Genomic DNA, 12431 nt, shown 5'->3' with positions numbered 1-12431 from the left:
ATCGACATCGATCGACATCAATCCGCAAATATTCGGGTAACTACCAGGATCAACAGCTTGTTACTAAGGTGCAGCCCTGGTTGCAGCCTGTCCCCATACACTGCCAGCGTTTCAAACCCCTTGCCCTGAATATCGACATGAGAATGTTCTGTAGTTTTGCCTTGCTGGTTTCGCTGCTGTCCGGCTGCGCCGTTTACACCCCCAGTGGGTCCGTGGTGGTTGATCCGCATGACGGCGGCGGCCGGGGCGGCTTCTGTCCGCCGGGGCAAGCCAAGAAAGGCAATTGCTGACGCGCTACGACTGCCAGGGATCGATCACTGAAACGCCCGCCGCCGTAAAAGGCGCCACGTCCCGCGTGGCGACGCTCATGCCGTGCGCAGCGGCGGTGGCGGCGATGTATACATCCGCCGCGGCAATTGCCTGACCCGAGGCCCGCGCACGCGCCATTAAAGCCGCATATTGCTGGCTTGCGGCGGTGTCGAAAGACAGCACGCGCCCGGCAAATAACGCCAGCACTTGTTGCTCCAGGCTGCCTTGCAAGACGTTGCGGCGTTTGCCGGCAGGCATGCAGGCCACGCCAAAGCGCAATTCGGCAACCGTGACCGCCGATAGAAACAGGGTTTCCAGCGGCTGCCTGTCGATCCACGCAATGACGGCATCGGATGGCGCCTGGCGCAGCGGCTCGGAGATGACGTTGGTATCCAGCAGAATCATTCGAACCTCGGCGGCGCGGCAGGCGTTTTGTCGCGTTGGTCGAACAGGGCGGCTTCCTGGTCGGTCAGTTTGGCTTGGTTGCCGATACGCGCAAGCAGCGAACCCAGCTTGACCCGACCTTCGGGCTTGACGGCATCTTCCAGAATGGCGCGCACCTCGGCTTCCGTGCTGCGGCCATGCTGGGCCGCCCGCACGCGCAGCGCGCGGTGCACTTCGTCGGAGATGTTCCTGACAGTCAACATAGGCATGATGCGTTGCCTCCATATGCATTCGATGCATGCAGTTTATGTAAGTGCAGTCATTCGTGCAAATGGTGGGGGTGTCGCAATGACGACACTGCGTGTTCACATGAAGCACGGCCCAAGCTCCCGGACTTCCACCGTGGCCCATTCGGCCGCCGGGCACTCGGCCGCCACGGCCAGCGCTTCTTCGCGCGTGTCCACCGTCAGCAGGAAGAAGCCGCCGATCATTTCCTTGGCTTCGGCAAACGGGCCGTCCATCAAGGAACGCTCGCCGTTGCGGACCTGTAGCCGGACGCTCTCGGATTCCGACTTCAGCGATTCGGCGCTGACCAGCAGGCCCCGGCCTTTCAGGTCTTCGGCGTAGCGCACCATTTGCGCGTAGGCCTCGCGGCCTTCGTCGGGCGTGCGCTGGGCACGTTGGCCCACGGGTTCGACGATCAGCAACATATAGGACATGGTTTTTCCCGGTTCTGGCCGACAGGCCGATGGGGCGAGCTTAACGCCGCCGCGCGGCGCCACGCCACCCCAGGCGTGAGGCTTTTGTCAGCCTTTGCGCCGGGAAGTCCGTGGCAAAAAAAACCGGCTGGGCCGGTTTTTCTTTGACGAGACACGCTCAGGATCGCGCGGCTGCGCTGTCCGCCGTGGCGGCCGGCTTGGGTGCGACCGGCATAGGCGCGGCCGGCTGAGGCGCGGCCGCTTTCGCAGCGGGCACCGTCGCAGCCGTTGCCGCCTTTTCCCCGGTCGCCGGCGCCGAAGACGGCGCGGCCTTGGCGGCGATCTGCTTGGGCGCAATGTCCATGATCAGCTCGACGCGGCGGTTGGCGGCGCGGCCGGCCGGCGTGTCGTTCGATTCGATGGGCCGCGTTTCGGCATAGCCCACCGCGCGCAGGCGGTCGGCGGCCACGCCGTCGCGCACCAGCTCGCGCAGCACGCTGGTGGCGCGACTGCTGGACAGTTCCCAGTTCGAGGCGAACTGGCGCGTCTGGATCGGCACCGGGTCGCTATGGCCTTCCACCGACACCTGGTACGCGTTCTTGTTCAGGATGGTGGCCAGGCGCTTGATCACGTCCAGACCGGACGGGCTCAGCGTCGCCTGGCCGGACGGGAACAGCAATTCATTGCTGATGCGGAAGCTGACCGACTGCTCGTTGATGATCACGTCCACCGACTTGGCCAGGTCGCCCAGGCCCAACGATTCCTTGGACGGCGCCTTCAGCGGCGGCGCGGCATCGGCCACTTTCTCGCCGTCCTCGGCGGGGGCGGCGTCAGCCGTGGCGGCAGGGGCGGGCGGCTCGGCCCAGCTGGCCGGAATGGCGACGGCGTCGAACTCGGCGTATTCGCCGTCGTACTTGGGCAGCCCGGCGGTGGCCAGCGTGCCCACCAATTCAATCGGCTTGCCCGATGCTTCCGTCGCCTGGCCATGCAGGCGCGAGACGGCCAGCATCACCACCAGCATCGCCAGCAGCAGGGTGATCAGGTCCAGATAGCTCAGCAGCCAGTTCTCGGCGTCTTGCTCCGGCGTTTCGTCCACGTGCCAGCGCGCGTAGCGGTCCTTGCGGTCGCTTTTGCTGGGGCGCCAGCCGCTGTTGTCCGCCGCTTTCTGGGCGCGCAGTTGGGCCTGGCGGGCCTGTTCGATCCGCTGCGCCAGGGAAGGTGAAATCAGGCTCATTGACGCACGGCGGCCGGACGGGTGATGGACACGGGCTGCGCGGCGGCTTGGGTGGACGCGGGGACCGGCTTGACCTGGCCTTCCGTCTTGGCCTTGGCCTTGGCTGCGCCCTGGCCGCCGTCATAGATTTCGTCTTCGACGTGCAGCACGAACGAATTGAGCGTTTCGCGCACCATGGCCGGGCCGCGCTTCTCGCACATCATCGAGATGCCTTGCAGCACCATGTTCATGGATTCGACGCGGCGCGCGGTGCGGCGTTCCAGCTTCAGCGCGATGGGCTTGCAGATCAGGTTGGCCAGCAAGATGCCGTAGAACGTCGTCATCAGCCCCACGGCCAGATGCTGGCCGATCATCGTCATGCTGCCGTCGCCCAGCACGGCCATCAGATTGATCAGCGCCACCAGCGTGCCCAGCATGCCGAAGGCGGGCGCGAACGTGGCCAAGACGCGGAACATCTGCGCTTCGGCCTGCTCGCGGGCGCGCAACCGCGCCACGCGCCATTGCAGCACTTCAATGATCTGGTCTTCGGGGGTGTTGTCGATAATCAGCTGCACGCCCGTGCGCAGAAACGGGTTCGACACCTTCTTCAGTTCCTGCTCGACCTTGTGCACATCCGTGTTCATCCACAGTTGCGCCATGGACACCAGCTCTTCGATGTCGCGTTGCTGGTCGTGCTGGTCGTTGCGGAACACGGTGCGCACCAGCTTGAAGATGCGCAGCACTTCCGGCAGCGGATAGGCGATGAAGAGCGCCGCGCAGGTGCCGCCCAGCACGATGGCCAGGCCGGGCAGGTTCAGGTACATGCTGGCGTCGGTGGCGGACAGCGCCACGACGATGACAAGGGTTAGCAGGCCGACGGCGGCGCCGATGAGGGTAGACGGATTCATGGATCTTGCCCGAAGGGAATGGCACGCCGAGCCGGAATGCCGGATTGTCGGGAATTCTAGCCAGCGCGCGGCCGAGTCAATCCACCGGAAAGCGGGGGGAAAGGGCCGGTAAGCGCCGGCTTAAGGGATGCTGTCAGGAACCCGATTGGCCGCGTTGAAAATAGGGCCGGGTCGAGGCGGCGCGTGGGGAAAATTGCGCCAAGGCGGGGGGGTGAAGCCGGATATGTATATCATGAGCGCTATCTGGCGGCCCGAAGCACGTGGCCGCCGCGGCTTTGGAGAAGAAAATGACTACCCCCAACGAAAACGTCAGCATGGCGCTTTTCTGCGACTTCGAGAACGTGGCGCTGGGTGTGCGGGACACCAAATACCAGAAGTTCGACATCCGGCCCGTGCTGGAACGGCTGCTGCTCAAGGGCAGCATCGTGGTCAAAAAGGCCTATTGCGACTGGGAACGCTACAAGGAATTCAAGGCCCCCATGCACGAGGCGAACTTCGAGCTGATCGAAATTCCGCACGTGCGCCAATCGGGCAAGAATTCGGCCGATATCCGGCTGGTCGTGGACGCGCTGGACTTCTGCTACACCAAATCGCACGTCAACACCTTCGTGATCATCAGCGGCGATTCCGACTTTTCGCCGCTGGTGTCCAAGCTGCGCGAGAACAACAAGAAGGTGATCGGCGTGGGCGTCAAGCAATCCACGTCGGACCTGCTGATCGCCAACTGCGACGAATTCATTTTCTATGACGACCTGGCGCGCGAAGGCCAGCGCACCGCCGACGCCCGCCGCGACAATCGCGGGGGCGCCGCCGCAGGCGCCGCGCAGCGCCGCACGCCTGACGAAGAGATTCGCCGCAAGGAAGAACTGGAAGCCCGCAAGACCCAGGCCGTCGACATGGTCGTCGAGACCTTCGAAGCGCTGATGGCTGAACGCGGCGACAGCGGCAAGATCTGGGCGTCGGCGCTGAAAGATGCGCTGAAGCGCCGCAAGCCGGATTTCAACGAGTCGTACTACGGCTTTCGCGCCTTCGGCAACCTGCTGGATGAAGCGCAGTCGCGCGGCTTGCTGGACGTGGGCCGCGAAGAAAAATCGGGCACGTACGTGTATCGTGACAGCATCGACGCCGCGCCGCCGGTGAACCGCGCGGCCAATGGCAACGGCGGGCGCAACGCGCCATCGCGCCAGGCTGCCGTGGCGGATGCCGACGACGGGCAAGGCGACGCCGCCCAGGAAGAATCTCAGTCCCCATCCCGGTCATCGCGCAAATCGCGCGGGGGGCGCCGGTCGGGCCGTGGCACCGGCTATTCGGCCGAGCAGGGCGCTAACGATGGCGGCGGTGAGACGCTGGCGCAGGACGAGTCTGCTTCGTTTGACGCGGATTCGGCCTCGCCCGTTGCCGCCGACGCCGATGAAACGTTTGCCGCGCCGCAGGCTTCGCCGGTGACGGGTGTGTCCACAGAGGATGATGCGTCCACTACCGGGCAAGCCCCCGTCGCCGCGCGTGAGGGTGAGCACGAGGGTGAGCGCCAAGGTGAGCGCGATCGGGGCCGTGGCGGACGCGAAGGCGGGCGAGATCGCGGACGTGATCGTGGCCGGGACCGTGGGCGCGATCGCGCCCGTCACGGCACGCACGTAAACGCCCTGGCCAGTGAGTCGGCGGTGGGCGAATCGTCGCCGGGGAACCCGTCGGACGACGTCCAGGCCAATACTGCCAAGGCCGCCGACGCCGCCGCTGCTGCGGCCACCGCGGCAGCGGCTACCGCCGCAACCGCCGCCGCCGCCGAGCAAGCCGCGCAAGCCGCCGCTCGTGAAGCCGCCAAGGTTGACGCCATGCGCGCCGATGCGCTGGCCCGTGCCCAGGCGTCCAAGCCTGTGCAGCCGTCGCGCCTGCCGCCCATGCCGACGCCGTTGCCGCAAGCACGCCAACCGCTGCCGGCCGTGAATATTGCCGAGTGGACGTTTGTTGAAGCGCCCGCTGAGGCGCGCCGCGAGCCGGGCAACAAGGCGCCGGCCAAGGTCACCGACCCGTTCGAGGGCGCCGTGCTGCGCCGGATCACCGAACCGGCTGCGCCCACGTCCGCTTCCGCATCGGAATCGTCCAAGCCGCAAGCCAAGCCTGCCGCCAAGTCGGCAGCGAAGACGCCGGCCAAGTCGGCGAGTAAGTCAGCGGCCGATACGACGGCTGAGACGGCGTCGGACAAGACCGCCGGTAAGGCAAGCGACACGGCAAGCGATACGGCAAGCGATACGGCAAGCGACACGGCAAGCGACACGGCAGCCAAGTCCGCGGCCAAGACGGCAACGAAGACGCCGTCCAAAACCGCAACCGGGACCGCAACCGGGACCGCAACTAAGACCGCAACTAAGACCGCAACTAAGACCGCAGCCAAGACCGCAACGAAGTCGGCCTCCAAAACCGCAGCAAAAACGGCAGCCAAGCCCGCCGGCAAGCGCGCGGCGCAGTCGGCCGATAACGCCGCCCCGGCCGACGCGGATGCCGCGCCCGCCAAGTCGGCCAGCCGTACGCGCCGCACGCGCAAGTCGGACGACTCGGCGTCCTGATTCGTCAGGGCGTCATCGTCAGCCTGGGGCTTGCCCATGCAATATGTGCTCATCAGTTCGTGCCTGTTGGGCAACCCCGTGCGCTACGACGGGCGCGGGGTGCCCCACGGTGACGCGGTGCTGGCGCGCTGGCGCGACGAAGGCCGGGTCGTGCCCGTCTGCCCGGAGGTGGCGGGCGGCATGCCCGTGCCGCGCCCGCCCGCTGAAATCGAAGCGGGCAAGCGTGCCGCCGACGTGTTGGCCAGCGGCGCGCGCGTCATCGCGGTAACGGGGCAGGATGTCACGGTGCCTTTCGTGCAGGGCGCCCATGCCGCGCTGGCGCTTGCCCGGCAACACGGCATTCGCATTGCCGTCTTGAAGGAAGGCAGCCCGTCTTGCGGCAGCGGCTATGTCTACGACGGTCATTTTGCTGGCCGGCGCCAATCCGGCGTGGGCGTCACAGCTCAATTGCTGACCCTCGCCGGCGTGCGCGTCTTCAGCGAAAAGCAATGGGCGGACGCCCAGGCGTGGCTGGCACAGCTGGAGGCCCGGGATGTGGGCTAGCGTTGGCGTTCTGGTGCTGCTGGGAGGGCTGGCGTTGGTGATGTTGGTGGGGTTGGTGGCGGCCTCAGCTGTCCGCGCATCCCGCAAACGGCTCGGAACGCAAGCCGGCAGCGATTCCAGCGCAATGCAATCCGCCGCTGGGCGCCGGTCGCTTTGGTCGAATTCGTCGCTTTGGTCGAATTCTTCGCGTCGGTCGAATTCGTCGCGTTCTTCGCATCCCTTACATTCATCAGGATCGTCACGTTCATCACGATCGTCACGTTCATCACGATCGTCACGTCCGCTGCTGCGCCTTGCCGCCGTGCTGTGCCTTGCCCTGTCCGCATTCTTCTTTTACGCCTGGTACGCGTTCTATTGGAAGTGGGACTTCAATGAGCTGGGCCGCTACTACGATCCGGTCGAGCAGGTGGTCTACACGTCGTCCGGCTTTGTCTGGATACTGCCGGCGACTTTGCTGCTGGCCGCCGGCATGGCCTTCATCTGGCGCGGTTGGCGGCGCTGAGCGGTCCGCCTTGCATGCGCGAGGTGGCCGCCGTTGCGGCGCGTATGCCGCAATTCCTCGGCATATGTTCGACATGCGTTCGGCATACGTTCGGCATACGTTCGGCATACGTTCGGCATACGTTCGGGATTTTTTCCGCGTTCTTTCCCCGCCTATTCCGCGCGGATGTTCGCCGCCTTCACGATCTTGCCGTTGTCCACGTATTCGCGTTGCACCTGAGACGCGAATTGCTCGACGCTGCCCGGCGACATGATGTTCAGCGCATCCGTCAGCGGCTTGCTGATGTCGGGCATGGCCGCCACCTTGTTGATCACCGCGTTCATGCGCTGCCGAAACTCCGCGCTGGTGGACGCCGGCGCAAAAAAGCCGAAGGTGGACGTCATGTTCGCCATCGGGTAGCCCAGTTCGGCAAAGGTCGGCGTCTCGGGCCAGCCCGGCAACCGCTTGGGCGACCCCACGGCCAGCAGCTTCAGCTTGCCTTCCTGGATCAGCGTATTGACGGGGGCCGACGCGTTGACCAGCATCAGCGTGAACTGCCCGCCCAGCGCATCGGGCACCATCTGCGCCATGCCCTTGTAGGGCACGTGCGTGATGCGCACCTTTGCCTGCCCGTTGATCTGTTCCAGCATCAAATGCCCCAGCGACCCCACGCCCGCCGTCGCCAGCGACAAACCGTCCGGGTCCGCCTTGGCCTGGTCCACCATGTCCTTGAAATTCTTGCCCGTGAACTTCGGCCCGCCCACCAGGTACACCGGCGAATACATCACGGCGGCCACCGGCGCCAGGTCCTTCAAGGGGTCATACAGCGTCTTCATCACGTGCGGCGACAGCGTAACCGGGCTGACGGCGGTAAAGCCCAGCGTGTTCTCGTCGTGGGCGCGGGCAACGGTATTCATGCCGATCATGCCGCCCGCGCCGCCCCGGTTTTCAACGACGACCGGCCGCGCCAGTTCCGTGGCCAGCTTCTGGGCAAACGCGCGCGCGGTGTTGTCCACGATGCCGCCCGCCCCGTAAGGCACGACGATGGTCAGCGCCTGTGGCTTGGCGTCGGCCTGGGCCAGGGCGGTGGATGAGACGGCGCAGGCCGCGCTGAATGCGCAAAGCCCCGCAAGCCGCTTGAAATTCAACATGGCTTCCCCTTGGTGTCGCGGCTGGGTCGCCGCGGATGTCGACGGCGCGGTAAAGCAACGCGCCGGCATGCAGTGTGTGCAGGCCGGCGCGCGGGGACAATCGGGATTACCCGGAAAGCGGCATCAGTTGGCGCGGTAGCCCCGGCTGCTCATGCACGAATCCAGCGAATGGTTGTAGGTGTCCACCATGACTTGCGTGGTCCATTGCGTGATGGTGGCCGGGTCGTACCCGCTTTGGTTCATGGCCCAGCGCTGGCATTCGGCTGTGGCATTGGCCTGCGCCGAACTGACCTTGGGCGCTGCTTCGTACTGCACCGGCTTGTATTGCGGCTCGGGTTGCGCATAGGCAACGGGCGGTTCGGCGTACAGCGGCGCGGACGTCAGCGGGGCCGAATACACCGGTGGCGCCGCGTAGACCGGCGCGCCGTACACCGGGCTGGTGTAGGCCACGCCGGGCGACGCGTAGACGCTGGTTTGTGCGTAGGTCGGGCCGGAATCGGCCGCCAGCAACAGGCCCACCGCAGCCAGCGCAAAGGCGCCGCCGACCCACCATCCGGCCGAGCTGCTGCCGCCACCGCCGTGGTGGTGGTAATTATTACCACCGTAGTAACCGCCGTGATAGCCGCCGCCGTGGTATCCACCACCGCCGCCACCCCAGCCGCCGCCGTGTCCGCCCGCCATCACGGGCGCACTTGCCACGGCAAGCGCCAACGCTACGACACGCATCCGGCCTGTAAACCGTTTCATGATCTTGCTCCTGTCCGCCGCGCGCGGGATTACGGTCAATATGCACACGGCGATAGCGTTACTTTACTGCTGCGCGGGCACCAAAAGTTGTTGCAAAAGCTACGGGGATTTCAACTGACTTCAAAACGATTCAGTGGCGAAAAGCGGGGAAGCGGTGTACTTTCTCGCGATGATGACGGCACGACCCCTTTCTACACCGCAAGACAAGCGTCTTACCAAAGGCGAACGCACCCGCCTACAGCTACTTGAAGTTGCCGCGGCCGAGTTCGCGGAGCGCGGTTTCCAGCACACGCGTATCAGCGACATCGTCGCTCGCGCCAGCGTGACGCAGCCGGTGTTCTACCAGTACTTTTCCAGCAAGCAAGCGGCCTACGATGAACTGGTCGGCATGTTCGCGCAGCGCTTGCGCCAGGCGATTACCGAAGCGCGCTTGCCCGCCGGACTGGAAGGCGCCGAATTGGCCGAGCGCATCCAGGGCGGCGTGCTGCGTTTGCTGGGCATCTTGCAGGAAGACTCCAACCTGACACGCATCGGTTTCTTCCAGGTGGCCGAGGCGGAAGCGCTCAAGGATGAGCTGGTGACGATGATTGCCGACAACGTCCGCGCCGAGCAGCAGGCCGGCCTGTTCCGGCCCGAAATATCCCCCGACTGGTTGGCGCAGTCCTTGATGGGCATCATCGAACGTTTCACGCGCCAGATGCCGGATGCGCCCCAGCAGCATGCGATAGCGGAATTCATTACCCGGCTGCTGCTTGACGGCATCCGGCATCAACGACCAGCCTCCTGACGGGGGCTTTTTTTTGGCCCCCCGTTTTTATCGGCCCCGGTTTTTTTGGGGACCACAGTCACACTTGGCTCTGTGCGCGTACAAGGGGATTGTCATGGCATTCGCGGTGGCGGCGCCGGGCACTGCGCCGCCACCGCGCCCGCCGTCATTCCACCCGAGCGCCCGAGGCCGCGACCAACTTGCCCGCCGCTTCCCAATCCGCCTTCAGCAGATCCTGAAACTGTGCGGGCGTCTTGGCGTCGGCCTCCACGCCCAACGAGGCCAGGCGCGCCTGCACCTTCGGGTCCGCCAATACCTTGTTCACCGCCGCGTTGATCTTGTCGCGTTCGGCGGCGGGCAGGCCGGCGGGCGCCAGCAGTCCCAGCCAGGAATCGAAGGCGTAGCCGGGCAGGCCGCTTTCGGCGACAGTGGGCAGGTCGGGCGCGAAGCGCGAGCGGGTCTTGCCCGTGTAGGCCAGGAACGTCACGCGCGGGTCGTTGCGATAGGCGGTTACGCCGATGGTGGCGGCGGTGACGGCCTGGACGCGGCCGGCCAGCAGTTCGGTGACGGCGTCGCCGGTGGACTTCATGGGAATGTGCTGCATCTGCGCGCCCGAGGCGGCCAGGAACGACGCCATGCCCAGGTGCGACGCGCTGCCGTTGCCGGCCGAGGCATAGTCGTACGCGCCGGGTTTGGCCTTGATGGCCTGGATGAAGTCGGCGGTGGTCTTCGCGTTCAGGCTGGAGGACGCCAGGATGATGTAGCCGGTGTTGCCCAGGTACGCCACGCCGGTGAAGTCTTTGTAGGGGTCGTAGCTCAGGTTTTTGTACAGATAGCCGGCAATGTTGTGGCTGGCGGCGGCCAGCACCAGGGTGTTGCCGTCGGGGGTGGCGCGCGCCACCTGCGAGGTGCCCACCGTGCCGCCGGCGCCCGCGCGGTTTTCCACCACGATGGACGCGCCCAACGCCTGACCCAGTTCGTCGCCGATGGCGCGTGCAATGGTGTCCTGCACCGCGCCCGTGCCGTAGGGCACGACGATGCGGACAACGCGCTGTTCGGCGTGCGCGGCGCCGGCGCCGGCCAGCGCCAGGGACAGGGCCAAGGTAGTCAGGGTGGTGCGGCGTACGGCTTGGAATCGGGTAGGCATGACAGCGGCTCGTTGGGATAGGCCCGCACCCCGTGTTGAGGCGGGCGAAGGCGTTGGACTCTAAAGAATCGCGTGGCGCCCGCCAACGATTTATTTGCCGCTTGTTTATAGCTGCCGGGGATATAGCCTCCAAGGGAATAGGCGCCGAGGAATAGGCGCCGGGGATATAGCCCCCCGTCAGGCCCAGGTCTCATGCAGATGCGCCCATTGCGGCTGCCCATCGGCGCCCGCCATGAACAGCGCGCTGGCGCGCCGCTGTGTGGCGCCGCCGTTCCAGGCGTGGCGTTCGCGATACGTCAACAGCGCCGCGCCGGCGTCCGCATGGCGCACGGCCAGCTCGTCGATCTGGATCTTCAAGCCGGGGCGCAAGCCGCGCAGTCCGGCGAACAAGGCGGGCAGGGCGCCGGGCGGCAGCCGCTGCCCGTCTGCGGTAATCATGCTGAACTCGGGCGCAAAGGCGTCCAGCAGGGCGGCCAGCACCGGCGGCGGGGTATCGGCGTTGCCGATCCATTGCTCGATGCGGGCGTGGGCGTCCAGCGCCAGGCGCAGGCTAGGGGTAGACAGGTCGGTCATGAATAACGCCGTGTAATCAACAAAGGACGCCATTCTAGAAATTTCGATGTCGCGGAAACACCGCCTGTAGGCCGATATACTGTTCGTCTTTTTTTGACAATGAAGCGGGCCATGATCAATCTGAATCGTCTGTCGATGTTCGTCGCCGTGGTCGATGCCGGCTCGTTCACGGCGGCCGCCGATGCGTTGGGCACGACCAAGGCCGTCGTCAGCTTCAACGTCAAGCAGCTGGAACAGGAATTGGGCGTGGCGCTCTTGACGCGCAGCACGCGCCGGTTGGCGCTGACGCAGGCAGGCGAGGGCTTTCATGCTGACTGTGCGCGCCTGCTGCAAGACGCGGACGCGGCCGTGGACCAGGCAAGATCCGGCCAGGCGGCTTTATCGGGCAGCTTGCGCGTGACGGCCTCGGTGGACTACGGCAACCGTGTCGTCGTGCCCGCGCTGGCAGCGTTCGCGCGTTGGCACCCGGCGCTTCGGGTGGGTTACCAGGCCAGCTCCACGCAAGCGGATCTGATCGGCGAACGGCTGGATGTGGCGATCCGTGTGGGCGCGCTGGCGGACTCCAGCTACCGCGCCACGCGCATCGGCGAATTCAAGCTGCTGTTGGTGGCCAGCCCGGCGCTGCTGGCCGAACATGGCGCGCCGCGGTCGCTCCAGGCGTTGGCCGCCTTGCCTTGGCTGGCCAACCGGCCGGGTCGCATCGACCATTGGCGGCTGACGGACAGCAAGGGGCGCGACCACGCGCTGCGCGTGGCCCCTGTGGCGCATGCGGATGCCGCGTCGGCGCTGTTGGCGTTTGCCGAGGCCGGCTGCGGCGTGGCCGCCTTGCCGGATTGGTTGCTGGAAGAGCCGTTGGCGCGTGGCACGTTGCAGCGCGTGATGCCGTCGTACACGTTGCCGCGCCAGCCGGTGCACGCCGTCTATCCCGACACCCGCCACGTCAGCGC

14 protein-coding genes and 1 pseudogene are annotated in these 12431 nt (G+C 65.9%); 5 read left to right on the top strand and 10 right to left on the bottom strand.

Translation table 11 applies throughout. The features are described 5' to 3' along the window. Positions 1–294: 294 nt before the first annotated feature. From YH64_RS27415 to YH64_RS27395, 5 genes are all read right to left on the bottom strand, one after another. Entirely contained in the window at positions 295–714 is a 420-nt protein-coding gene (locus tag YH64_RS27415; protein ID WP_046807502.1) for a type II toxin-antitoxin system VapC family toxin, read from the bottom strand. Next, positions 711–962: an Arc family DNA-binding protein gene (locus YH64_RS27410; RefSeq protein ID WP_046807503.1), complete on the bottom strand. Its 252-nt coding sequence runs from the start codon at positions 960–962 to the stop codon at positions 711–713. The genes YH64_RS27415 and YH64_RS27410 overlap by 4 nt, the downstream gene beginning before the upstream one ends. A 96-nt stretch (positions 963–1058) precedes the next feature. After that, positions 1059–1412, bottom strand: coding sequence for a YciI family protein (locus YH64_RS27405; RefSeq protein ID WP_046807504.1), 354 nt, complete (start codon positions 1410–1412; stop codon positions 1059–1061). Between the two features lie 157 nt (positions 1413–1569). Continuing rightward, on the bottom strand, positions 1570–2625 hold the full coding sequence (locus tag YH64_RS27400) for an OmpA family protein (protein ID WP_052946130.1): 1056 nt from the start codon (positions 2623–2625) through the stop codon (positions 1570–1572). After that, positions 2622–3512 carry a motility protein A gene (locus tag YH64_RS27395; RefSeq protein ID WP_046807505.1) on the bottom strand — a complete coding sequence of 297 codons (891 nt, stop codon included), beginning with the start codon at positions 3510–3512 and terminating at the stop codon, positions 2622–2624. The genes YH64_RS27400 and YH64_RS27395 overlap by 4 nt, the downstream gene beginning before the upstream one ends. A gap of 287 nt (positions 3513–3799) precedes the next feature. Between YH64_RS27395 and YH64_RS30685 the strand changes: the two are divergent. Next, positions 3800–4814: pseudogene (locus tag YH64_RS30685) on the top strand (NYN domain-containing protein); the annotation flags it as partial. Between the two features lie 1298 nt (positions 4815–6112). Next, positions 6113–6619 (top strand): DUF523 domain-containing protein, encoded by a 507-nt coding sequence (locus YH64_RS27385; protein WP_046807506.1) that lies wholly within the window; start codon positions 6113–6115, stop codon positions 6617–6619. On the opposite strand, the gene YH64_RS27380 is transcribed toward YH64_RS27385, so the two are convergent. Continuing rightward, positions 6616–6897, bottom strand: a complete 282-nt coding sequence (locus YH64_RS27380; RefSeq protein ID WP_143215560.1) for a hypothetical protein — start codon at positions 6895–6897, stop codon at positions 6616–6618. The two genes, YH64_RS27385 and YH64_RS27380, sit on opposite strands and share 4 nt — an antisense overlap. Before the next feature lie 23 nt (positions 6898–6920). Between YH64_RS27380 and YH64_RS27375 the strand changes: the two genes are divergently transcribed. After that, positions 6921–7121 (top strand): hypothetical protein, encoded by a 201-nt coding sequence (locus YH64_RS27375; protein ID WP_255444785.1) that lies wholly within the window; start codon positions 6921–6923, stop codon positions 7119–7121. Positions 7122–7273: 152 nt separating this feature from the next. Here YH64_RS27375 and YH64_RS27370 read toward each other — a convergent pair whose 3' ends face one another. Together YH64_RS27370 and YH64_RS27365 are read right to left on the bottom strand one after the other, a co-directional pair. Beyond that, the gene (locus tag YH64_RS27370) at positions 7274–8251 is read right to left on the bottom strand and encodes a tripartite tricarboxylate transporter substrate binding protein (RefSeq protein WP_046807507.1); all 978 of its coding nucleotides are present in this window, start codon (positions 8249–8251) and stop codon (positions 7274–7276) included. Between the two features lie 123 nt (positions 8252–8374). Then, complete coding sequence (locus tag YH64_RS27365; protein WP_046807508.1) at positions 8375–8998, bottom strand: hypothetical protein; 624 nt, start codon at positions 8996–8998, stop codon at positions 8375–8377. Between the two features lie 172 nt (positions 8999–9170). On the opposite strand from YH64_RS27365, the gene YH64_RS27360 reads away from it, so the two are divergent. Further along, on the top strand, positions 9171–9785 hold the full coding sequence (locus tag YH64_RS27360) for a TetR/AcrR family transcriptional regulator (RefSeq protein WP_319300655.1): 615 nt from the start codon (positions 9171–9173) through the stop codon (positions 9783–9785). 145 nt (positions 9786–9930) lie between these two features. Here YH64_RS27360 and YH64_RS27355 read toward each other — a convergent pair whose 3' ends face one another. Beyond that, positions 9931–10911 (bottom strand): tripartite tricarboxylate transporter substrate-binding protein, encoded by a 981-nt coding sequence (locus YH64_RS27355; protein WP_046807510.1) that lies wholly within the window; start codon positions 10909–10911, stop codon positions 9931–9933. 177 nt (positions 10912–11088) lie between these two features. Next, positions 11089–11484 (bottom strand): hypothetical protein, encoded by a 396-nt coding sequence (locus tag YH64_RS27350; protein WP_052946131.1) that lies wholly within the window; start codon positions 11482–11484, stop codon positions 11089–11091. Positions 11485–11595: 111 nt separating this feature from the next. On the opposite strand from YH64_RS27350, the gene YH64_RS27345 reads away from it, so the two are divergent. Then, on the top strand, positions 11596–12431 hold an 836-nt coding region (locus YH64_RS27345; protein ID WP_143215559.1), incomplete at its 3' end, for a LysR family transcriptional regulator.

This window comes from Achromobacter sp. LC458, from assembly GCF_001005835.2.
Taxonomy (GTDB): domain Bacteria; phylum Pseudomonadota; class Gammaproteobacteria; order Burkholderiales; family Burkholderiaceae_B; genus Achromobacter; species Achromobacter spanius_B.
The sequence above is the reverse complement of the archived record's forward strand: the minus strand, read 5'-3'. Positions and strand labels throughout refer to the sequence as shown.